This is a genomic window from Desulfuromusa ferrireducens (assembly GCF_055389805.1).
The window spans coordinates 3084839-3107322 of record NZ_AP042415.1 but is presented as its reverse complement, the minus strand read 5'-3'; the positions used below and the strand labels follow the sequence as shown (position 1 = coordinate 3107322).

The window sequence follows — 22484 nt, the reverse complement described above, 5'->3', positions numbered from 1 at the left end:
CTACTGCCTCCCGGTTTTTTTATATACTTTTTCGCTTGCGGATATCGTCTCAAACAGCGCCGCATTCGCATTGAACTTGAGCGACTCCTTAGAACCAAGACAGAGGATCCCCCGGTAACAGAGGCTGTCAGCGAACAGCTTGACGACACGATCCTGCAACTCCTGGTTGAAATAGATCATCACGTTGCGACAGATCACCATGTGCATTTCGCCAAAGACGGTATCTGTGGCCAGGTTGTGATCAGAGAAAACAATCTGCTCCCGAAGACCCTTGCTGAGAATGATCGAATCATAGGCGGCCGTGTAATAGTCGGAAAAATCCTGCCTCCCGCCAGCAGCAATATAGTTAGCGGTGTATTCCTTGATCAGTTCGATCGGAAAGATTGCCTCCTTGGCCTTCTGCAGCACGCGGGCATTGAAGTCTGTGGCATAGATCTGGGCCTTGCCATAGAGCCCCTCTTCCTTGAGCAGAATGGCCATCGAATAAACCTCTTCGCCCGAGGCACAACCGGCGTGCCAGATCTTGACGAACGGATAGGTCTTCAGGGCCGGGACAATCTCTTCCCGCAACAACCGGTAAAAGGAGGGGTCACGAAACATTTCGGTAACGTTGATCGAAAGCTCTTTCAGCACCAGGTCGAAACAGGCTTTGTCATAAAGAACTTCATGCTGCAGAGCGGATATGCTGGGGACATTCAACTTCTGCATGGCATGCTTGATTCTGCGCCGCAGATGCGCCTCGGAATAATCCCTGAAGTCGTAACCATATTTACGGAAAACCGTCTCCGCCAACATGGCCAATTCGATCTGGACATTTTGTAGATCCTGAGTGTCACCCATCAGCTGTATAACCAGACCCGCAAGAGTGAAAGTAACTTCTTGGTATCAACCGGTTTCGACAGGTAATCGTTAGCACCCGCCTGAATACATTTATCCCGATCACCCTTCATCGCTTTAGCCGTCAGGGCGATGATCGGTAGTTTCCGGTATTTGCTGTTTTTACGGATCTGGCGCATCGCTTCATAACCGTCCATCTCCGGCATCATGATGTCCATCAGCACCAGATCGATACCAGGAACCGATTCAAGTTTGCTCAGACCTTCCCGACCGTTTTTACCAACAATCACCTGCATACCGTTCTCTTCCAGTACACTAGACAGAGCAAAGACGTTACGCATGTCGTCATCAACCACCAGGACCAGCTTACCTTCACAGCCGCTATCGGCACTCTGCACACTACGCAGCATTTTTTGTTTGGCGTCCGGCAGCTGGGTTTCGACCCGATGCAGAAAAAGAGTCGTCTCGTCCAGCAACCGTTCCGGGGAATGAGCTCCCTTGATAATGATGCTTTCCGCACTCCGCTTCAAACGCATCTCCTCGTCCTGGGTCAACTCCCTGCCGGTGTAAATGATAATCGGCACATCCGCAAGCCGGGGGCTCTGCTTGATGCGATCAAGCAGCTGGTAACCATCCGAGCCCTTGAGGCCAAGATCGAGGATCATGCAGTCGTAACTGTCGTTACAAAGGGCCTGGTAGGCCTCTTCAGCAGTCGCAACCGCCTTCGAGTCGACGTCGTTATCCCCGACCAGTTCAATAATACTGTCACGCTGAATCTTATCGTCTTCAACGACCAACAACTTTTTCATCTTCTTGGAGATGACCTGTTCAATTTTGCCAAAAGCTCTGAACAGCTCGTCCTCGGCAACCGGCTTGGTCAAAAAACCGATCGCCCCCATACTCATGACATTGGCTGAGCGCTCCCGACCGGAGATGATATGCACGGGAATATGTCGCGTGGCGGGACTGGCCTTCAAACGCTTGATGACTTCCAAACCGTCGATTCCGGGCAGACCAAGATCGATGATGGCGGCGGAGGGATGGTAGTAATCAGCAAAGTGCAGGCCCGACTCCCCATCCTCGGCGACCAGACACTTAAAGCCGCGCTCCCGTGCCAGATCCCTGAGCACCCGGGCAAAGTCCCGGTCATCTTCGATGATCAACAGCACCCGATCATTTTCATGCAGCTCTTTCCGGTCATCTTCGACATAACTGGTTGCGGGTGGTTTACTGACCGGGGCACTGGTCCCAGACTCCACGGCCATCGGGGTTTCAGTCGTTACTTGTTCCTCAACGACAGATGGTTCCGGCGCCGGGATCTTCTCAACAGGGGTCAATGACGGCAGGAAAACGGTAAAACGGCTCCCCTTGTCCGGTTTGCTCTGCAACTGGAGCTCCCCTTCCAGCAACCGGGTAAATTCTCGCGAGATAGACAGACCAAGTCCGGTCCCGCCGAACTTGCGACTGGTTGTGCCGTCGACCTGCTGAAAGGCTTCGAAAACCGCGTCCTGCTTGTCGAGCGGAATTCCGATACCGGTATCCTCAACAGTGAAGGCGATAACCGACCGGGCGCGCAAACTCTCATCCTTAAAAAGGGTCTCCGCCGCTGGCGTGGAGATCCGCAGGGCAACCGAGCCTTTAGCGGTAAACTTGATGGCGTTGGAGAGCAGGTTCTTGACTATCTGTTGCAGCTTCTGCCGATCACTCAGAAAGGGCGTCGGCAGGTCGGGGCTGCAGTCGACGATGAATTCTATCTCTTGATCTGTGGTCAGCGGAACAAACAACGACTCCATCTCATGGGCAACTTCAAGCGGACTGACCTCCTCGACCAGGATTTCCATCTTGCCCGCCTCAATCTTCGAGAGATCGAGGATATCGTTGATCAGGTTGAGAAGATTGGTGCCCGAGTTATGGATGGTCTGGGAGTATTCCAGTTGTTTTTCCGTAAGATTGACCTCCTTATTATTGGTCAACAGTTGTGACAGGATCAGAATACTGTTCAGTGGGGTGCGCAATTCGTGCGACATGTTGGCCAAAAATTCGGTCTTATACTGACTGGCCCGCTCCAGATCGCGGGCCTTCTTTTCAACGCTTTGATTGGCTTCCAATAGTGCCAGGTTCTTGCTTTTAACCACGTCACTCTGCTCTTCCAGGGCTTTGCTCCGTTCTTCCAATTCCTCATTGGTAACACGCAGTTCTTCCTGCTGGGCCTGCAACAGCGCTTCAGACTCTCGCAGCTTCTTGGTCTGCTCCTCCAACTCTTCGTTGCTGACCCGCAACTCTTCCTGCTGGGCCTGTAATTGTGCCTCCGATTCCCGCAGTTGCCGCGCCTGAGCCTCCAAATCTTCGTTGGTCACCCGCAGTTCTTCCTGCTGCTGCTTGGCCTGTTGCAGCAGCTGCTCAATCAATTTACGGGATCTTGCCGCATTAAAGAGAATGGCAATATTGCCGAGATTCTGCTCCAGCAGTGTTTTCTGCAAAGGGGTAAAAGGGGTCTGGGAGCCGACCAGGAAAACCGCCAACACCTGATCTTCAAAAATCAGCGGGGCAATCACGAAATGAGCAATGTCGGTCTCTGCGACCCCGTAGTTCAGATCCGGCGCCTGGTCTTCGACGTGGGAGAAATAGAGAATCTGTTTCTCCCAGGCGGCCTGACCGACCAGCCCCTCGCCGAAGGCAAACTCCGTGAAGTGACCGCGGCGGTCGCTGAAAGCGTGGCTGGCAACCAGCCGCAACTTGTCACTCTCTGCATCCGCCAGGTAGAGGGCGCCCAGCTGAGCAGCGAAATGCCGGGTCACAAAACCGATAAACCGTTCTGCCAACTGCTGAATATCATGGTCTCCGCGTAGCTCATCATCGAACCCCTCCTTGCCCCTTTTGAGCCAATCGAGGGCACGCAGGTTCCCGGCCATGCCGTTCAGCGCTGCAGCCAAGTTGCCAAGCTCGTCATTCTGATCCAGGTCGAGACTCGCCTCCAGCTCGCCCCTGGAGATCGATTCGGCAAAGCGGATGTTGTTGAGGATCGGCCGGCTCAGGTTGCGCGCCAGCAGATAGGAAGAAATAGCCAGCCCTAGCAGAATAGCCAAGCCGGACAGCAAGATGCTGTCGATCAAATCCCGGATCGGCGCAGTCACTTCTGTCTTGCTAATCTTGGAGATCAACGCCCAGCTGATATCCTGAACATCGACCTTGTCATAGGCAATCAATACCTCGCTGCCGATACTGTCGAAGTAGAGCCCCTTGCCGCTATCCGCTGTATTCTCATCAAAGGCGTCCAGCCAGTATTCGGTAGGGCTGATCGAAGCCCCGACAACATATTTACCGGCCCCCATGGTCTGCATATTACTGCGGAACTCATAACGCCGATGCAGCTGATCATAAGCCACCAGATAGGTTTCGCCGGTTTCTCCCATACCATCGCGGGAATCCATGATCTGATTGATCGTTTCAGGTCCGAGCTGCAGAGCAATAACACCGGTCATACGGCCATTCTGGTCATAAAAGGGGTAACCGAGATAGGCTGACTCCTGTCCGTCACTTAAGGAATCATCGCTAAAATCGATAAAAACATAAGCCTGACGCTCTTTGACCGTTTGCCAGAGTTTGGACAGATTGGAATTATTATGCTGACCATGGCGCAGGTTGGTGCCGGCTGCGGCCTTATTGTTCAGGGTGAACATCACATGCCCATGTTCCTCACAAAGAATAAATATCTCGCGGTAGGCAAAGGCCTTGATGTAGGCATCAAAAAAATCTCTATTGGCTAAATGGAGCGCCACATACTCTTCATTATCAATCGGAAAAGGATGGTCGGGGAAAATCACTCTTTTGCTACGATAGTCGTGTAAGGCCGCGTAGGTTGCAGCGATATCCCGGCTGTTCGCCAGAATTTTCAAGTCCGTTACCTGATCTCTGAAGTAGGCTTCAATCTGATTTTTTTTCGCGGCTTGCGAGAGGAGGAACTGATCGAAAGACTTATCCATCAAGGTATTGGTCACCAGATGACTGACCAGAAAGCTGATCAACAGCAGCGGGATCAGTCCTGCCAAGAGAAAAAGCGAGACCAGTTTCGGTTTTAATTTCAGGTCCTTAAGCATTCTCATAAATGCCAACTCCAACAACATTGCTAAACATCAACCGTCCCAAGAGCAAACAACGGGGCTAAAGAATTATGACCGACGCAGAAACTCTTGCAAGCGGCTCTCCCCAAAAAAACTTCTCAGGAGCAGCCTGCATTCCGCAGCACAGCTGAAAACAACTCGGAAAAGCAGGGTTGCAAAGCAAAAAAGTGCCCTCCAGGTTTCGCCTGAGGGGCACTTACAGATCACTGACAAACCCCACGTTTTCGAATGTGCGGTTTTGTTTTGCTCTTTTTACGGGTTCCCTTGAACGTTCAGAACTTCAATCCCAGGCGGATCTTTGCGCCAGCCCCATAAGTTCAACTCCGCGACTAAATAGCGTCCAAAATGTAAGCGAAGAGCCTTTTTTGCTCTTCCCCTCTGAATTGCCCAGCATCAACGCCATCTTTTTTATATTCTGACAGGCGGCTGACAGCAAACACTGCTCTTGGGCACGGAGTAATCCACGCATCCGGATGTAGCGGTGCCCATGGAGCTGTTTGGCATCGGCGAAGCTGCGCTCGATGGTCTCCTTGCGTCGTTTGTAGAGGGCTTTCCCCTGCCTGGTTTTACGGTGGGAATCAACCTTCTCCCGATAATCTTCCCAAACATGTCGAGTGACGATTTTTATGTATTGAGCGTTGCTGGTGCATTGTCCCAGCAGGGGACAATGCTGGCAGACTTTTGGGTCGGAGCGGTATTCGCGATAGACTTCCCGGTTGGTGGTGCGGTAGGTCAAGAGCCGGCGGGTGTCACGGTAGTCGTCGTGCCGAACCTCAACATAGTAAGAAACGTCCGAAATGTTGTGTTATTGAAATTAGCCGGTCATTTGGGGCAGAAGTAGAGCTCTCCCACCTGCCCCAATATTCTGGAAATCAGATAGAGGTGACAACTACGCTGACACATAGGGATTGGAATTTTGATGGGGCTGGATGTCTGATAAGTCACCCCATTTAAACACGTGAATGACCCATGATTAGCAGATCATGGACCATTCTTGCTTTGCTGCATTAATCGGAAAGGTTTTGGCAGCGTTCTTTGTAGATTCGATAGACCGATGAACGACTTAGACCATAGAACTCAGCTAGGTCTTTTTTACTGACATCTGGACTTTCATAATCCCGAATTAGTTGGGCGATTTCAGTTTCTGATAGCTTCTGCGGTGCTCCAAACTTAACTCCGTTAGCGATTGCCTTCTCGCGGCCCTCTCGGGAGCGCTCTTTTATGATCTCTCGCTCGAACTCACCAATCGATGTCAGGATGTTGAATTGAAGCCGTCCGTACATGGTTGTCGTGTCGATTCCCTGATCAAGAACGACGAGATCTACCTCTTTCTCCTGCAGGAGGGTGATAATCATAGCCATATCGACAACCGAGCGAGCGAGTCGATCTAGCTTGGTGACAACCAAAACATCGTCGTCCCGAACAAAATCCAGTGCTTTCAAAAGTTCTGGCCATGAGGTCGTAGAAGATTCGGATGTTTTTTCATAATAGACACGATCACAGTCTTCCAGTTTGTCAAGCTGCACATCAAGTTTTTGCCCGGCACTACTGTACTCTCGCGTAACCAATTCTCATTCCCATGGCTTCCTCCTTCCGGTAGAGAAAAGAAAACCCTGTCGTGGGAGCGGTTAAGTGAAAGTGAAAGTGAAAGTGAAAAGAGTGTGACTTATTCCCCTTGATCAATACCGATAAGTATTAGATAATAATATCGTCTTTTGTGGAGGTTTTATGTCGAAAAATACTAGCGTCACTCTTGGTCCCCATTTCGAGGAATTTGTTGGTAAACAGGTAGAATCGGGCCACTATGGCTCGGTGAGCGAGGCCATCCGTGCCGGTCTTCGTCTTTTAGAAGAAAAGGAAGCCAGGCTCAATCTTTTACGCAAGGCATTGGTAGAGGGTGAAAACAGTGGTACTTCTGATTATTCGCTGAATAGCTTGATTCAGGAACTCGACGCAGACGATCTGAAATGATGGCAACATTCACCCTTACTGAAAAGGCCAAAAGTGATCTGAAGGATATTGCACGTTTTACGCAGAAGCGTTGGGGCCGTGACCAGCGGAACAAATATCTCAAGGATTTAGATGCCTGCTTTTTTCGCTTGGCAGCCAATCCATCTCTGGGGCGAGAATGCAGTGAGGTTCGAACCGGGTATCATAAGTTCCCAACAGGGAACCATGTGATTTATTTCCGCAGCATCGCAAAATCACAAGTCGAAATTGTCCGCATTCTCCATGAGAGTATGGACGTAGAAATTCAGCTTACAACCAGACAGGAAGATCCGCACTGATAATTAATCATGCGGCTCTTTTACTGGAAGTGGCGATATTCAGGGGATCAGGGTCCGATAAGTCAATACTTGCAGGATTCAGAGCGGTGGATGTCAGTCCAACTTACTATATTGGAGACTGGGAATTGTCTGCTTGACTGACAGCGATTCAATCGCACCAACCTACTCGCCAGCGTGAATGGAAAATGCGGCGCTTCAAGTCGCGAAGACAGCTCCAAGCATTATCTATCATTCCATGGTCTGGCAAATAATCTGTTCCGCCATCAGCGACATTTGATGAGCGAGAAAAACTATCGTACCCTTCGTGATCGAGTCGTTGAAATCTGGCAGCAGAATACCTGTGCCAGTTGGACCGGATGAGTTTGAATTGACTTAACAAAACTGCTGGTTCACACCCCAAACCTGTTAAGTTGTCAATACAGCCCGGCAGGTACTGCCGGGCTGTTGATGTCTCTAAGTTGTTTAATTATTCCTGGAACTTATCATAATGGAACGAGTGGCAACCTTGGCAAAGCGGCTTGCGTGATTCATGCTCACCGTGACACTCCATGCAGGGCACGTCTTTGCCGTAATGCATGTTGTTATGCGGGTTCTGCCCTTCTTCATCTTTCGGGCGCTCGGTTGATTTGATCAGCTCGTCCAGATCGTGACACGCCAGACAGGCATCATCAGCCGGGAAGTTCAATGGCTTTTTGCTGTCGTGGCAGGAATCACAGGATTTACCGTCATAAAAATCGGTATGATAGCTTCTGCCTTTAATCCCATCATACTGCTCGAGAGTCTCTTTTGCCTGAACAGTGAAGGCAATAAAGACGAGCAGCATTGCGAAAATCAACTTTTTATATGACTTCATGTTTTCTCCTTACCGACTCGAATTAGGCCTTCATCATGTTTTCAGCAGCAGTCATTCCCATAACCATACAGTCGGGGATCGAGCAGCTACCGAGTCGACTGACACCATGCATTCCACCGGTCACTTCCCCAGCGGCATACAACCCTGGGATCGGTTCCCATGTGGTGGAGTCAATTACCCGGGCCTGGACATCGATCTTGGCACCGCCTTGGCAGTAGTGAACCTTCGGCCAGTTACGAACGGTGACAAACGGAGCCTTGAGGTACTTTCCTGCAGCCTTTGCCATCGGCTTGCCAAACTGCTTGTCCTCGCCTGCTTTGACGTAGCCATTGTACTCTTCAATCTGCTCGTTGAGGGCTTTGAGCGGTATGTTGTGATGCTTGGCCAGCTCTTCAACGCTATCGAATTTCCAGCCGACGCCATACTTGAGGACCTTTTTCATGGTCGGATGTTCCTTGGCATGCTCATAGCTAGTGATGGTGACCGGTGGCAATGGATTGCCGTCATCGTCGCGACAGGCCAATTGGGCGTCGGAACGGGTTTTGCGATCGGCGATTTCGTTCATGAAGCGCTTGCCGCTTTTCGGGAAGACCGAGATTGAGTGAGCAAAATTGTAAATTGAGTAGTTGGAAACGTAGCCGAAACCATCCTCATCGGCGGATGCCCAAGGACCGGTCTGAATATGCGCCATATGGACCGGAACGGCACCGACCTTATAAAGCTCAAGCATTCCCTCGCCTGTTGCATTTGCCGGGTTGGTTGAGCCAACTTCAGCTGTCAGTGTTGGATCCTGAGCGGAGCGCAGACCTACGTTGCGGGCAAAACCACCGGTCGCCATCAAAATGCCACGCTCAGAGCGGACACTGATCGGGGTGCCTTCCTTGCCGCGACCAAAATAATGGCCTTCAAGGATTTTGGCACCAACAACCTTGCCCTTGTCATCAAAGATCAGGCTGTCAAACTTAGCGCGGTTGACCAGGCGCACACCGAGTTTCTTGCACTCGTTGAGCAGCGGCTGGGTAATACCGGAACCAACCGCAACAGTGGTCTGATAGGTCCGTGGAACCGAATGCCCACCGAGCTGCTGAAGATAAGGGAAGTACTCGGAACCAGCATCCAAGGTCATCTGCAACGCCCTGCCGGCATTTTTAGCGACATGCAGTAACAACGCCTCATCGGCAACGCCACGGCCTGCTTTGGCCTGGTCGGCGACCATGATTTCAGGAGAATCCTTAAGACCTTCTTTTTTCTGCAGTGGCGAATCAGGAACGCCAAACAGGCCTCCATTAACAGCGGAGTTGCCGCCGAAAACTGCCATTTTTTCGTAGATGACCACATCTTTGGCGCCAAGCCGCTTGGCCTGAATCGCTGCAGCCAGACCAGCAAAGCCGGAGCCGATAATCACCAACTCGTGTTCTTGATCCCACTTGGTGACACACTTGGTGTCACACTTGTTACTCGCTATGGCTAAAGCAGGCCCTGCCAAAGTTGCGGCAGCGCCTGCGATTCCCATACCGACCAGAAATTTACGACGATCAGCATGATGACCTTTCTGTTCCTTCATTCTCGACCTCCTTTTGTGGTTGCCACTCTTTAACACAAGCGCGGGAAAGGAAATTATCGGGGCAACATACTGATTTATGGTCCTTTCCTTACAGAACTCTACCTTTTTCTGGGAGGTTAGCAACACACTAAAGAGTTATTATTTTGAGCAGGATTTTAACACCGAGCCGTCTCGTCTATTGATTAATAAGGCCCTTCGGCTAAACTTCTGAAATTGCAGGACGGCAGGACGGCAGGACGGCAGGAGGGAAAGAGGGAAAGAGGGAAAGAGGGAAAGAGGGAAAGAGGGAAAGAGGGAAAGAGGGAAAGAGGGAAAGAGGGAAAGAGGGAAAGAGGGAAAGAGGGAAAGAGGGAAAGAGGGAAAGAGGGAAAGAGGGAAAGAGGGAAAGAGGGAAAGAGGGAAAGAGGGAAAGAGGGAAAGAAGGAAAGAAGGAAAGAGGGAAAGATGGCCAATTTTAATGTTTCAAAATGGAGAAGTGAGAATTAAGTCACCAGATTTGAGGCGATCTTAAATTCTGAAATGTCACGACTTCTGAGGCAAAAACGGGCGCGTTATTGATAGAGACATTTAAGACGACAAAATGATGGCCACCTGGATCTATTCCGAGTGGCCATTTATTTTTTGTCAGGATTTATAGAAATTAGGTAGAAAACTGCAATCCATTGTTATCTTCATCCTGAATGTTAAAATTAAAGACAACGGCACGGGGCTAACACTTCTTCCGTTCCCTGGAGGCTCGACAATGGGTTCATCAAGTAAACTCAGAGTTATAGTTGTTGAGGCGGTGAATTCAATTTGTAAGTGCACCACGAGCAACAGACCAGAACACTTCATAAGGGGTTCGGTATCCGAGACATTTTCGTGGCCGGTTATTTAACCTTTTGACGGCTTCTGCAACAGCGACTCCATCGATTGTACGAAAGTTGATTCCCTTCTGAAAGTACTGTCGCAATAATCCGTTGGTGTTTTCATTTGCACTACGTTGCCATGCGGCATAGGGATCAGCGAAGTAAACAGTCAGTCGGGTCTTTTTCTCCAGTTCTTTGAAATTCGCGAATTCGGATCCATTGTCCAGCGTCAAAGTTTGGCGCATTCTTCGGGGAATAGGACCCCTCTTTGTGATTAAATCAGAGATTTCTTCATACGAAGGCACTGCTAATTGCCTGTTCAGTAAAGAGGAGAAGATATGAGCCACTACGTTGACGAACAAGATGCTCATTTGAAGCAGGAGCTAGTGGGTAAGCTCATAAAAGCCGAGAAAGAGGCTCGCCGCAAAGCGGTTAAAGAGCGTGAACACTTCCGGGGTTTACAGATTCGACCGACCGCTTCCCTCTACGATGACGCAGAGAAGAAGGATCCAGGGGAAGATAACTGGGTTGGCGAGGGTGTAAAATCTTTTGTGTAAATGCTCCCAGTCGGTTACAACCCGTAACCACTGGAGGAACTGATGACCATACCCGACGACTTGCTCGACTCCCTGATGAAGGATTACAAGAATCCTGAAGATCTTATCGGGGAAACTGGGCTACTGAAACAACTGACCAAACAGCTTCTGGAACGTGCAATGAAAACCGAGCTGACCGAACATCTCGGCTACGAAAAGAATGCTCCGTCAAACAACAAGGCTGGTAACGCCCGCAACGGTAGCTACCAGAAGAAGGTCAAAGGCGAGTTCGGCAATCTTGACATTACCGTTCCCCGTGACCGTGATTCCAGTTTTGAACCGATAATACTGCCTAAAGGGCAAAGCCGCTTCAGCGGTTTTGATGACAAGATCATCGCCCTGTATGCCCGTGGCATGACGACCCGCGATATTCAGGCGCATTTGGAAGAGATGTACGGTGTAGAGATTTCACCGACGCTTGTTTCCCAAGTGACGAAAGCGGTCCAAGAGGAAATCGTTCTTTGGCAGAACCGGCCGCTGGATGATATCTGGCCGATTGTTTATCTCGACGCCATTCGGATCAAAGTACGGCAAGAAAATCGAGTCATTAATAAGGCTGTTTATCTTGCCGTTGGTGTCAACCTTGATGGCCTCAAGGAAGTCCTTGGCATGTGGACCGCCGAAACTGAGGGTGCCAAGTTCTGGTTGCAAGTTGTCACAGAGTTGAAGAACCGGGGCGTAAAGGATATCTTCGTCGCCTGCGTCGATGGCCTGAAAGGCTTTCCTGAAGCGATTGAGACAGTCTTCCCTGATACACAGGTTCAACTCTGTATTGTTCACATGGTGCGGCACAGCTTAAACTACGTTTCCTGGAAACAGCGGAAAGAGGTCGCCAAGGATCTGAAGGCAATTTACTCATCAGCGACTGTCGAAGAGGCCGAGTTTAACTTAGAGCTGTTCGAAGATAGATGGAACGCCAGTCACCCGACAATTGCTAAATCCTGGCGACGCAACTGGGAGCGGATTACGCCACTGTTCTCATATCCGTCCGACATACGCAGAGCGATTTACACGACCAATGCCATCGAATCGGTGAACATGTCACTGCGGAAGGTCACGAAGAACCGGGGATCGTTTCCCAATGACGAATCAATGATCAAGCTGCTCTACTTAGCGTTACAGAATATTTCAAAGAAATGGACAATGCCGATCCACAACTGGCGATCGGCACTGAATCAATTTTCGATTATATTTGAAGGGCGAATGCCGCTACTCTGACCGACTGGCCATTTACACAATCTGCGTTACAGGCCCCATTCATCCGCAAGTTACCTTTCTGTCTACGGCTGTACTCATTGCCTTTATCCTGCTGACCATCATGTTCCACGAACAGGCCACAGAGCTGTTTAGTGTAACCTTGGCGTTCATATCCAAGACGTTCGGTTGGTTTCTGATCCTTTCCTCCAATGTTTTTATTCTTGCCTCCCTGTTTTTCGCTTTTAGTCGATTTGGCAATATCCGTATCGGTGGTATCAAAGCGCGGCCTGAATTTACCACCGGAGCCTGGTTCGCTATGCTGCTCAGCGCCGGTATGGGGATCGGTCTGATGTTCTGGAGCGTCGGTGAGCCGATGTATCATTTCAGCTCCCCATCACCTATGTTCAGCGGCGTTGCAGGCGGAACCCCGGAAGCCGCTCAGGCGGCGATGGGGATCACCTATTTTCACTGGGGCCTGCATCCTTGGGCGATCTATGCGATCGTTGGCCTCGGTCTGGCTTTTTTTGCTTACAACCGAGGGTTGCCGTTGACGATTCGCTCCATCTTTTACCCGATTCTCGGCAACCGAATTCATGGCGGTTGGGGCAACTTTATCGATATCCTTTCGGTCCTGGCGACCATGATGGGCCTGGCCACCTCTCTGGGCCTTGGTGTCAAACAGGTCAATGCCGGATTGAATTACCTGTTCGGCATTCAGGTCAGCGTCACAACCCAGGTCATCCTGATTGTTGTGATTACCGGCCTCGCGACGCTCTCGGTCCTGTCTGGTCTAGACGGTGGGGTCAAACGGTTGAGCCAGTTGAACATGGGCCTGGCGGGACTACTCATGCTCTTCCTGATCATTGCCGGGCCAACAGTATTTATTCTCAGCGGTTTCACTCAAAATCTCGGTTACTATTTAACCAAGCTGCCCCAGATCAGCCTCTGGACCGAGACATTTAGAGAATCAACCTGGCAAAGCTCATGGACGGTCTTTTACTGGGCCTGGTGGATATCATGGTCGCCTTTTGTCGGCATGTTCATTGCGCGTATTTCCAAGGGACGCACTGTGCGTGAGTTTATCCTCGGAGTGATGTTAATCCCAACCTTGCTCTCCTTTGTGTGGATGTCTGTGTTCGGTGGTTCGGCAATCTACCTGCAGAGCAATGGTGCCGTAGATATTGTAAGCGCGGTGAAAACCGATGTGGCAACCGCACTGTTTGTCATGCTGGACCATTTTCCGATGCCGGAACTGCTTTCCCTGGTTGGGATTGTGCTGGTAACGGTCTTCTTTATCACCTCTTCAGATTCAGGTTCTTTGGTGGTCGATCACCTGACTTCCGGTGGCAAACTCAATTCACCGGTGACACAACGGGTCTTCTGGGCCCTTATGGAGGGTGCGGTGGCCGCTGTGCTGTTGATTGGTGGCGGCCTGACTGCATTGCAGACTGCTGCCGTCAGCACCGGTCTGCCCTTTGCCATCGTGCTGCTGTTTATCATCTATGCCCTCTATGTTGGCTTTTCCCAGGAGCTATATGTCGAGGATGCAGTTAAGCACAGCTTGAAACGAGTGGAGGAAGAACACCGACTCGCGGTGGCGATCGATATAGCAAGTAGTGATGATGATGAATGTGAAGCAAAGGAGATATAATGCTGAAATCAACTAAATTGTTATATGTTTTGGGTTTCTTGATCTTCGGTTTGGTTGGTTTAAGCCTGGTCGCCGAGACAATCGATAACCAGACTCTGCTCAAGGAGATTCGGACCTTGAGTGCCTAGGTCGCGGAGATGGACGCTATGGAAAAAACGCTTGGCCAAGCTGGAATTGATTGTCGCCGGGCAACAGGCCCAGACTGCAGAAGCTGCGGCGCAGTCAACCTTCACCGTGACCGTCGTCGAATAAGTTTTGGCGAAAAGCGGCCGATTGCCTTTGGCGTTGCCATGCGTGTCAACTACGGCTACATGGATTGGGACGATGATCAGAAAGAGAAGTATGACGATGGCGAGGTCGATCTGTTTCGGGTCAATGCCTATGGCGCGATTGGTTACTGGATTCTCTCAGCCGAATATCGCTTTTATTCCTACATGAACACCATTCATCACGGTTATGTTGGCAACAATATCAATGACAATTGGCAGGTTCAGGCTGGTGTGCACCAAGTCCCCTTCGGTCTGCAACCTTTTGCTTCGCACAACTTCTGGTCCAGCGGCGCTTACTATGTCGGCCTGGAAGACGACTACGACATGGGTGTCAAGGGTTAATATAGTGACGGACCCCTCGATTTGACTCTGGCCTTCTTCAAGAATGACGAACTGGGTAACTCCTCGAGCACCGATCGTTACTCGATTGATGTCATCAGCAATGATGACGACGGCTTCTCAGGGGCTCAGGGTGCGGGCAATGAAGAGACCAACCAGTTCAACGGCCGGTTGGCATACACCTTCAATCATGGCGACCTCGGCGACACAGAACTTGTCGTCTCCGGGCAGAGGGGACAGCTCTACAACAAAAACACCCGTGACCAATGGGCGGCCGGACGGCACATGAATGGCAATTACGGCAAGTGGAAGGTTCAACTCGAGTATGCGACTTACGAGTACAATCCGGAAAACCCAGATGGTTACGATGACAACATCATCACCATGGGCGCGTTCGCCATCTCCTGGGGCGCACCTGCGGAAGAAGATATTGCAATCGCCAACGTCGCCTACTCGCTGCCGACCAACCTGAAGTGGCTCGATAGCATTACCCTCTATTCCGATAACACTGTCATCAAGCCTTCAGACAGCAATTAACCGACTATCTGGCAGAACGTGGTCGTAGCCTTGTTTGCCTCTGGGCCGGTCTACACCTATCTGGGCATCATATCCGGGGAGAACATGATCTTCAGCAACGGCAATATGGTGGATGAAAGCGTGCGCAATAACGATGAACGGTCCACTCGCCTGAATCTTAATGTCAGGTATTACTGGTAACCTCTTCGAGATCCTTTTAGACAATATAAGGTGTGTCCTTGACATGAAGGGTACACCTTTCCTTTTTAATTACTACTTTTGCGACCCCCCTGCCCCCTACTGGTATCGTCGTGCTCAATCGAATCAGCGAGTAAAATGCCGTGCGCGAAATGGATGTCCCGCTCAGTCGTCCAGGGCGGCAGCGACGCTCGTGGCGGCCGCAGAGGAGTAGCGTGCTCGAATAGCCCGCGCCTCGTTGAGGTTTTCCAAAAATATGTCCACCAGGTAGGGGTCGAAATACTTTCCGCGTTCGGCACGGATATATTTCAAAATTCTCTCTGCCGGCCAGGCCTTTTTGTAGGAACGGGCCGATGACAGGGCGTCATAGATGTCCGCCAGCATGGTAATTCGGGCAAGGATACTAATCTCTTCGCCTTTGAGACCGTTGGGGTAGCCGCTACCGTCCCAGCGCTCATGGTGCTGATAAGCGATGATTCCGGCGATTCTCAGCAGCTCTCGGTTCGATGTCCCCAACAGCTCCTTACCGATATCGGTATGGGTCTTGATGATGTCAAATTCCTTATCAGTGAGCTTTCCGAGTTTGTGCAGGATGCTTTCGGGAACGCCGATTTTGCCCACATCATGCATCGGCGAGGCGGCTTCAAGCATTTCCAGTTCATGCTCACTCAAGCCAATCTTTTCCCCGAGCATCCGGGATAGTTTAGCCACCCGTTTCACATGGTTGCCGGTCTCCTTGGACCTGGCCTCGATCACCTCCCCCAGGGTGCTCACCAACTCGCGTTGCGTCTCGATCACCTCCTTGTCCAGTGCTAGCAGGCGCAGGTTGGCGGCATTGATGGTGCGCTGTTTTTGCAGGTTAAGGAAGAGAAGCGTCGTGATAATTGCAAGTATGCCGATCACGCCCCCGGCCAGCAGTAATACGTCGCGGTGTTTTTCATAGAAACTTAGGGGTTTGTTGATAAAGATCACATTCTCGGGCAGCAGGTTTTCATTGATGCGGTACTGTTTCACCACCGCAAAATCATAGAGATTTTCAAATACGGACAGGTTCGTCTGGAAGGACGCCACCGGTTGCCCGCTTAGGAGCTGTAAAAGCGTGAGCATGGCGAACTCTCCCAGATGGTGCGGAGAAATAACATGACCACCGATGACTCCGGTACCGAGCTGGAAGGACCAGGTGGCCAGAATCGGGACGGTGGAAACGGCAGAGAGTTCCCTGGCCGCCTGCCCCTGCGCAAATACCGCTCCGGTTGCATCCCTGAAAAAAGGCAGAATATAGGCGAGATCCGTTGCCTTGCGGGTGGAAACGAAGCGCTTCATTTCTGCAAGGCTTTTATCGGTTATGAACTCAACGGCAAACGGGACTTCGATGGCAGCGAGAGACTGCTCGACCTCGCGGGCAATGTACCTACCGGTCGGGGTCGCATCGTAGAGGACATAGAGGGTTTCCACTTCCGGCCAAAATTTCAGAGCTTGACGGATGGTCCCGGCATGGTCAGAGCCTTCCGCGATAATACTTTTGACGTTGCTCCCTTCTGCCGGTGGGATTGCGTCATTGATCCCGCAAGCCACGAGCGGAACGCCAGGAAAGATCGCTTTGCCATAGCTGGTCATAAAGTTCAGGGCATTATTGTCGGTGACGACAATACCATCCAGGCGGATTCCGGCGTATTTATCGGTATAAACAGCGGCAAGATTTTTCAGGTATGAGGGGTTAAAGAAGTTCTTGGTATCCATGAACTCAACCCGGAATTGAGAAGCCGGTGAATGTTCTTCAAGCGTCTCGGTGATCCCCTGATGCAGCCCCTCCGTCCATTGGAAGTCCACGGAATAAGAATGCAGGACAAGGATTTTGTAGGGCCGGAACGCCGCATCGCCACGCGCAGTGAACAGCAACAGAGGCAGGACAAGGGCATAAATGAGAAAATAAGATTTCTGTTTCATGCTAACCTCCTCGTTCGCCGCACGCTTCACACGAAGCGGATCGTCATGAAGTACCGAACGGGACGTTTTTTTCTTCAGGCGAACTCACTCGATAGCAATTCTTCGTGAACGATTTGGGTATTCTCTCTTCCCTCCGTCCCGGACATCCCTCCTCTGAGGCATCCCAACAATTCTACCTTGAATTACAGACAGCAATAAATATATTGCCGGAATTATAAGGTAAAAGAAGCCGACTTTTTAACTATCGACTTCATCTGTCCAAGAAGTTGCTCCGTCTGGATATGAGTGGTTGTATAGGGAACCCAAAGCCGGTTCCTACAAATACCGACCTCCAGCCCCTCTCGACCGTTTTCGGGCAATTGTCAAAACTTAAAAGATCTGTCTCAAATATAGGGTATGCATAAATCGGACAGTGTTTACTGCAAATCGCCACTTTTGATGAAATGGTCTCCCCCGCTACCGAAATCGGCATCTATGCGCCATGATGGAGAGTAAGAAGCTAACCATCAACGTTGAGCGAGAGGAGACCGTAATGAATATTACCACTGTCGGCTTGGACTTGGCAAAAAGCGTCTTTCATGTTGTCTGTTTCAATGAGCGCAATAAGGAAGTCAAGAAACGTATGCTTCGACGTAATCATGTCCTTCAATTCTTTGCTCAATTACCACCATGTCGTGTCGGTATGGAAGCCTGCGCAACATCACACTACTGGGGTCGGGAATTGCGTGCCATTGGTCATGATGTGAAGTTGGTACCACCCCAGTACGTGAAGCCTTTAGTGCAAGGAAACAAGAACGACTACAACGATGCGCGGGCCATTGCCGAGGCACTTGACAGACCCAGAATTGCGTTCGTCGCTGTTAAAACAGTGGAAGAACATGACATGCAAGCCATCCATCGGATGCGCTCCCAGTGCTTGAGGGATCGCACCGCCTTGAGTAACTCAACACGGGGCTTGCTCGGAGAGTACGGTATCAGCTTCTCGAAAGGATTGACCGTTTTACGCAAAAAGATTCCGGAACTACTGGAAGATGCCGACAACGTGTTGAGCTTTCGGTTCCGCAACCTCCTGGCGCGACGCTATGAGCAGCTCGTCGAGCTTGACGAGCATATTGCGTTTTACACGAAGGAACTGGAGTTATTAAGTCAGCAGGATGATGCCTGCCAGAGATTACAAACAATCCCGGGCTTCGGTCCGATTGTTGCGAGTGCCTTTCGCAGTACGATTGGTGATGGGCGTGCCTATGTTCGCGGTCGACATGCAGCGGCATCCCTTGGCCTGGTTCCACGTCAGCACAGCAGTGGCGGCAAAAATGTTCTTTTGGGGATTAGCAAACGCGGGGATAAATACCTTCGCATGCAATTGATCCATGGCGCTCGTACCGTCGTCCTTCGAGCAGCCAATAGAGATGATCCCTTGAGTCGATGGATCAATCGCATCCGAGAACAAAGAGGGTGGAACAAAGCAGTTGTTGCGTTGGCGAACAAAATGGCGCGGATCGGTTGGGCTATTCTGAAGTACAACACATGTTATGAGCCGAACATAGCGTAACCATCGCATCGATCAAGCATTAACGAAGCGAGGAAAGGAGAACTCCCACCAGAAATTGCGAAGACCCTGTGATCAGTAATGACAAAACAGGTCAGACCGGCGCATTGAAAACCTGAGCGTCTCAACGGTTATTAAAAACCGAACTTTTGATAAGGACGATGCGCGCGTAAATCATTAAGGCCCGGCGGCGTAAAGCCGCTAAAAAGAGGCCGAATATATGGTAGCAACCTTGTCACTGTCATTCATCACAAAGTCCTTGCATGCAGGGGGGAGACCATATATGAGAATTAAATTACAATTAGGCAATCTGAGAATCCCTTACGATACAACTTCCCTCCTCCGATTCTCTTCGATGGTACTTTTCTCCTCTTCGGTAGTGGTTGGAGTATCCACCATCTCCACCAAGAAGGTGCTACCACCACCTGGAGTTTCCTCTACCCAAGTTTTGCCTCCATAGAGACGTGCAATCTTTTGCACTATCGCGAGGCCTACCCCAGTTCCTTGGATCTTTTTGCCGACAGAACCTCGGTAGAACACATCGAAGATGCGGCTGCGTTCCTCGGCCATAATACCTGGCCCATGGTCGCGAACATAGAAGCCAACCCGGGCTCCAGATCGTTCTCCTCCCACTTCGATGGAACCAGCCTCGGTGTCCGCATATCGAATGGCATTGCCAACCAGGTTGTTAAAGATCTGGGTCAGAAGGGTCTTGGGCACGAAGAGTTCCGGCATAGATTCCATTTTTACAGCCCCCCCCCTGCTGGCAGGAAGATTCTCCATGCTGTCGATAACTTCCTGCACCACCTCGTTTGGATCAACGGCTTCGGCTGGTCTTTCCAGGTGTCCCACCTTGGCCAGGGAGAGGAGGTCTTCCATCAGGGCGACCATTTTGTCGCCTTGGGTTTCGATGGCCGTCAGGCAATCCATGGCCTCCTCATCGAGACGCTCCTTGTAGGTCGCTTTGAGATGCTGGGCAAAACCGATGATGGGGGTGAGAGGGGAGCGCAGATCGTGGGAGACAGTGTAAACAAAGGCGTCCAACTCCCGGTTGGCCTCCTTTAGTTTCTTTTCAGCCTCCTTGCGGTCGGTGATGTCGCGAACCGACTCAATAGCACCGGCAAAATTTCCCTCCTGATCAAGCAGTCGTGACGCTGTTGCCCAGGCATAAGCCCCCTTCCCTTGGTAAAGGAACGGCAGGTATTGTTCGACGAATTTTGTTTCACCTCGATTCCCGAGGGAATCGTATTGCACCTTTTTCTCCAATTCAGGAGAGGCGATCAGATCAATCAGGATCGGTCTTCGTTTTCCGTAAAAAGGGATGGCGTAGGCATAGTCTCCCTGACCAATCATCTCTTTTTTGCCGACTCCGCTCATCTTTTCCATGGCCCGGTTCCAAGCCACAACCTTTCTGTCACGGTCGATGACGAAGGTGGCATCGGGCAGAAATTCGATGATGTCCCGCATTTGTCGGTGAACGGTGCGAAGGTTCTCCTCGGCCAGTTTGCGGTCGGTGATGTCGCGAATCGATTCGATGGCACCGACGAGATTTCCCTCCGGGTCATGAAGTGGCGAGGCCTTTATCCAGACATGGGCCCCTTTCCCTCCATAAAGGGTCGGCATGAACCGTTCGGCGAACAGGGTTTCGCCCTTTTTTTCCACAAAGTTGTACTGTGTCACATTTTCAGGATCGGAGCAGCCGATCAGATCAATCAGAATCGGTTGGCGTGTTCTGTATAAGGCAACGGCGTAGGCGTAATCCCCCTGGCCGAGGATGTCTTCCTTGTGAACCCCAGTCTTCTCCTCCATGGCCCGGTTCCAGGCCACGACCTGTTTGTTCCGATCGATGACAAAGGTGGCGTCAGGCAGAAATTCGATGATGTCCTGCATTTGTCGGTGAGCGGTGCGAAGTTCCTCCTCCGCCCGCTTACGTTCGGTGATGTCCTCGAAGCTGCCGAGGATGCCGACAACGTTTCCTTCGGCATCATGGAGAGGTACTTTGTTCGTATCCAACCAAGCCTGTTTACCATCGGCCTGAAGCTGTGGCTCGATGATATGCAGCTCCGGCGCGTCGGCTTCCATCACCCGGCGGTCGCACTTCCGGTAGAAATCGGCCTCCTCCCTCTTCCAGGCTAAGTCGTAGTCGGACTTACCAATGAGATCTTGGGGCCTCTCCACCCCTGCGGCCCTGGCAAAGTTGCGATTGCAGCCGAGAAAGACGGAATCGCGATCTTTCCAGAATACGTGCTGGGGGATGTAGTCGAGGACCAGTTGCAGCATCTGTTTCGACTCGCGGATCTGGTTTTGTACACGTTTGGACTCGGTGATGTTATGCACGTTGGCGGCAAAATAACGCAGCGCTCCGTCCGAACCAAATACTCCTGCCACCGTGGCATGGCCCCAGATAACAGAACCGTCCTTGCACAGGTAGCGCTTCTCATAGTCGACGACTTGCCTGCGCCCCATCCGGATTTCGTCGTAAAGCTGCCGCGTTATTTCACGGTCATCGGGATGGGTTACCTCAAGGATATTCATTTCCAGCGTCTCTGCCTCGCTGTAGCCAGAAAGGCGGCAGAAGGTCGGATTGGCCCGCATGGCCCTCCCCTCAAGGTCGATGATGGCCATGCCGGAAGCAGCCGAATCGAAAAACGATCGAAACCTCTCCTCGCTCTCCTGAAGCGCCTCGTACGACTGTTTACGCTCGGTGATGTGCCTCCATTCGCGTAGGGCTCTTTCTGCTATACGGGGCATTTCGGCCAGTGCTGTGGATGATTTGACCACATAATCCACCGCCCCAGCCTTCATCGCCTCGACCGCCGCTTGCTCGTCCCCTTGGCTGCACATTATCACGATAGGGTAGGCCAGTTTTTTCTTTTGGGTCGGCAAAAGTTCGACGCCATTACCGTCGGGCAGAAGCAAATCAATGATTACCAGATGGGGCAAAGACTCACTCAGACAGGCATGAGCTTCAGCAAGATTTTGCGCGACAGTTAACTTAACCGGGATGTAGCCAGACTCTAGGGCTTCTTGAATGATCGTCACGGAAGTGGCAGAGGCTTCAACTAAAAGGATGTGAATTGTCTCTCTGCCTCTGGCCATGAAGGTCCCCTCAAGCTCATCTTGTTAATTTCAATGGTGGTGAAATTTGACCATTGTAGGCCACCTTCCGCCCCCATTGAAAGGTAAATATTGCGCTATTTGGTTTCACGGTAAAGGTGTACGTAAGCCTCCAGCTTCAGTTGTTTTTCAAAAATCAGACGTTGTGGAAGGTGACCAGCGTAACCGGCAATTCTCTTCAGTTCGTTTCGCAAATATCCTGCCAAAATGGGTTTTCTGATGGGGCCGGATGTCTGATAAGTCACCTCTTTAAATACGTAAAAAGCCCACGGTTACTATATCGTGGGCTTTTCTTGGAATAGGGCATTAATCAGACGGTATTTCTCTCGTGGAGCCTTAGGTGCAGGCTCTCTTGATCACGAAATAATCGTTTTTTCACCATACAATTCCTGCCTAGGATCAATCGACTCCTGAGAAACAGATGATATGCGTTGGTGTTGCAGAGAATAAGAATCTGCCGACAGTACGCCAGACAACAGGGCGAATTTCAGGTCATCACCGCTGGCATGTTTTGTTGTTTTTTTGTTGAGCCTAACCCAAAACCTCAAAGCGATTTCCTTTCCAAATTTCATAGCTATGAGGGTACGAAAAAAG

At 50.9% G+C, this 22484-nt stretch carries 17 protein-coding genes and 2 pseudogenes; 10 read left to right on the top strand and 9 right to left on the bottom strand.

Annotation, left to right across the window (positions count from 1 at the left end; genetic code table 11):
* From ACZ5PT_RS13940 to ACZ5PT_RS13925, 4 genes and pseudogenes are all read right to left on the bottom strand, one after another.
* Positions 1-840 (bottom strand): CheR family methyltransferase, encoded by an 840-nt coding sequence (locus tag ACZ5PT_RS13940; RefSeq protein WP_464263638.1) that lies wholly within the window; start codon positions 838-840, stop codon positions 1-3.
* The gene (locus ACZ5PT_RS13935; RefSeq protein WP_464263637.1) at positions 840-4940 is read right to left on the bottom strand and encodes a response regulator; all 4101 of its coding nucleotides are present in this window, start codon (positions 4938-4940) and stop codon (positions 840-842) included. Before ACZ5PT_RS13935 ends, ACZ5PT_RS13940 begins: the two co-directional genes overlap by 1 nt.
* A 298-nt stretch (positions 4941-5238) precedes the next feature.
* Positions 5239-5733 (bottom strand): annotated as a pseudogene (locus ACZ5PT_RS13930) (transposase); the annotation flags it as partial.
* Between the two features lie 232 nt (positions 5734-5965).
* Positions 5966-6526 (bottom strand): recombinase family protein, encoded by a 561-nt coding sequence (locus tag ACZ5PT_RS13925; protein WP_464263636.1) that lies wholly within the window; start codon positions 6524-6526, stop codon positions 5966-5968.
* Positions 6527-6686: 160 nt separating this feature from the next.
* On the opposite strand from ACZ5PT_RS13925, the gene ACZ5PT_RS13920 reads away from it, so the two are divergent.
* Together ACZ5PT_RS13920 and ACZ5PT_RS13915 are read left to right on the top strand one after the other, a co-directional pair.
* Complete coding sequence (locus tag ACZ5PT_RS13920) at positions 6687-6929, top strand: type II toxin-antitoxin system ParD family antitoxin (RefSeq protein WP_464263635.1); 243 nt, start codon at positions 6687-6689, stop codon at positions 6927-6929.
* Positions 6929-7246, top strand: a complete 318-nt coding sequence (locus ACZ5PT_RS13915; protein ID WP_464266744.1) for a type II toxin-antitoxin system RelE/ParE family toxin — start codon at positions 6929-6931, stop codon at positions 7244-7246. Before ACZ5PT_RS13920 ends, ACZ5PT_RS13915 begins: the two co-directional genes overlap by 1 nt.
* A gap of 466 nt (positions 7247-7712) precedes the next feature.
* Here ACZ5PT_RS13915 and ACZ5PT_RS13910 read toward each other — a convergent pair whose 3' ends face one another.
* Positions 7713-8099 (bottom strand): cytochrome c3 family protein, encoded by a 387-nt coding sequence (locus tag ACZ5PT_RS13910; RefSeq protein WP_464263634.1) that lies wholly within the window; start codon positions 8097-8099, stop codon positions 7713-7715.
* Between the two features lie 22 nt (positions 8100-8121).
* Positions 8122-9663: a flavocytochrome c gene (locus ACZ5PT_RS13905; RefSeq protein WP_464263633.1), complete on the bottom strand. Its 1542-nt coding sequence runs from the start codon at positions 9661-9663 to the stop codon at positions 8122-8124.
* A 213-nt stretch (positions 9664-9876) separates the two neighbouring features.
* Between ACZ5PT_RS13905 and ACZ5PT_RS13900 the strand changes: the two genes are divergently transcribed.
* Positions 9877-10149, top strand: a complete 273-nt coding sequence (locus ACZ5PT_RS13900) for a hypothetical protein (protein WP_464263632.1) — start codon at positions 9877-9879, stop codon at positions 10147-10149.
* Between the two features lie 304 nt (positions 10150-10453).
* Here ACZ5PT_RS13900 and ACZ5PT_RS13895 read toward each other — a convergent pair.
* Positions 10454-10819, bottom strand: a pseudogene (locus ACZ5PT_RS13895) (IS30 family transposase); the annotation flags it as partial.
* 30 nt (positions 10820-10849) lie between these two features.
* On the opposite strand from ACZ5PT_RS13895, the gene ACZ5PT_RS13890 reads away from it, so the two are divergent.
* From ACZ5PT_RS13890 to ACZ5PT_RS13865, 6 genes are read left to right on the top strand one after another with little or no spacing between them, the layout of a single operon-like run.
* Complete coding sequence (locus tag ACZ5PT_RS13890) at positions 10850-11068, top strand: hypothetical protein (protein ID WP_464263631.1); 219 nt, start codon at positions 10850-10852, stop codon at positions 11066-11068.
* Between the two features lie 42 nt (positions 11069-11110).
* Positions 11111-12325 (top strand): IS256 family transposase, encoded by a 1215-nt coding sequence (locus ACZ5PT_RS13885; protein ID WP_464263630.1) that lies wholly within the window; start codon positions 11111-11113, stop codon positions 12323-12325.
* A gap of 4 nt (positions 12326-12329) precedes the next feature.
* A complete protein-coding gene (locus ACZ5PT_RS13880; protein WP_464266743.1) occupies positions 12330-13955 on the top strand; it encodes a BCCT family transporter in 1626 nt (541 codons plus the stop codon).
* A complete protein-coding gene (locus tag ACZ5PT_RS13875; RefSeq protein WP_464263629.1) occupies positions 13955-14083 on the top strand; it encodes a hypothetical protein in 129 nt (42 codons plus the stop codon). Before ACZ5PT_RS13880 ends, ACZ5PT_RS13875 begins: the two co-directional genes overlap by 1 nt.
* A gap of 18 nt (positions 14084-14101) precedes the next feature.
* Entirely contained in the window at positions 14102-14566 is a 465-nt protein-coding gene (locus tag ACZ5PT_RS13870) for a hypothetical protein (RefSeq protein WP_464263628.1), read from the top strand.
* Positions 14567-14587: 21 nt separating this feature from the next.
* Positions 14588-15100 (top strand): hypothetical protein, encoded by a 513-nt coding sequence (locus tag ACZ5PT_RS13865; RefSeq protein ID WP_464263627.1) that lies wholly within the window; start codon positions 14588-14590, stop codon positions 15098-15100.
* A 342-nt stretch (positions 15101-15442) separates the two neighbouring features.
* On the opposite strand, the gene ACZ5PT_RS13860 is transcribed toward ACZ5PT_RS13865, so the two are convergent.
* On the bottom strand, positions 15443-17224 hold the full coding sequence (locus ACZ5PT_RS13860; RefSeq protein ID WP_464263626.1) for an HD domain-containing phosphohydrolase: 1782 nt from the start codon (positions 17222-17224) through the stop codon (positions 15443-15445).
* A gap of 532 nt (positions 17225-17756) precedes the next feature.
* On the opposite strand from ACZ5PT_RS13860, the gene ACZ5PT_RS13855 reads away from it, so the two are divergent.
* A complete protein-coding gene (locus ACZ5PT_RS13855; protein WP_464263625.1) occupies positions 17757-18776 on the top strand; it encodes an IS110 family RNA-guided transposase in 1020 nt (339 codons plus the stop codon).
* 318 nt (positions 18777-19094) lie between these two features.
* Here the strand turns inward: ACZ5PT_RS13855 and ACZ5PT_RS13850 are convergent, their stop codons facing one another.
* Positions 19095-21872, bottom strand: coding sequence for a PAS domain S-box protein (locus ACZ5PT_RS13850; RefSeq protein ID WP_464263624.1), 2778 nt, complete (start codon positions 21870-21872; stop codon positions 19095-19097).
* Positions 21873-22484: the final 612 nt, after the last annotated feature.

Excerpts from the sequence above, each read along its gene's own strand:
- ACZ5PT_RS13935 (WP_464263637.1), bottom strand. The coding sequence starts at position 4,940 with ATGAGAATGCTTAAGGACCTGAAATTAAAACCGAAACTGGTCTCGCTT.
- ACZ5PT_RS13920 (WP_464263635.1), top strand. The coding sequence starts at position 6,687 with ATGTCGAAAAATACTAGCGTCACTCTTGGTCCCCATTTCGAGGAATTT.
- ACZ5PT_RS13855 (WP_464263625.1), top strand. The coding sequence starts at position 17,757 with ATGAATATTACCACTGTCGGCTTGGACTTGGCAAAAAGCGTCTTTCAT.
- ACZ5PT_RS13870 (WP_464263628.1), top strand. The coding sequence starts at position 14,102 with ATGGAAAAAACGCTTGGCCAAGCTGGAATTGATTGTCGCCGGGCAACA.
- ACZ5PT_RS13915 (WP_464266744.1), top strand. The coding sequence starts at position 6,929 with ATGGCAACATTCACCCTTACTGAAAAGGCCAAAAGTGATCTGAAGGAT.
- ACZ5PT_RS13910 (WP_464263634.1), bottom strand. The coding sequence starts at position 8,099 with ATGAAGTCATATAAAAAGTTGATTTTCGCAATGCTGCTCGTCTTTATT.
- ACZ5PT_RS13905 (WP_464263633.1), bottom strand. The coding sequence starts at position 9,663 with ATGAAGGAACAGAAAGGTCATCATGCTGATCGTCGTAAATTTCTGGTC.
- ACZ5PT_RS13860 (WP_464263626.1), bottom strand. The coding sequence starts at position 17,224 with ATGAAACAGAAATCTTATTTTCTCATTTATGCCCTTGTCCTGCCTCTG.
- ACZ5PT_RS13890 (WP_464263631.1), top strand. The coding sequence starts at position 10,850 with ATGAGCCACTACGTTGACGAACAAGATGCTCATTTGAAGCAGGAGCTA.
- ACZ5PT_RS13850 (WP_464263624.1), bottom strand. The coding sequence starts at position 21,872 with ATGGCCAGAGGCAGAGAGACAATTCACATCCTTTTAGTTGAAGCCTCT.
- ACZ5PT_RS13940 (WP_464263638.1), bottom strand. The coding sequence starts at position 840 with ATGGGTGACACTCAGGATCTACAAAATGTCCAGATCGAATTGGCCATG.
- ACZ5PT_RS13875 (WP_464263629.1), top strand. The coding sequence starts at position 13,955 with ATGCTGAAATCAACTAAATTGTTATATGTTTTGGGTTTCTTGATCTTC.
- ACZ5PT_RS13885 (WP_464263630.1), top strand. The coding sequence starts at position 11,111 with ATGACCATACCCGACGACTTGCTCGACTCCCTGATGAAGGATTACAAG.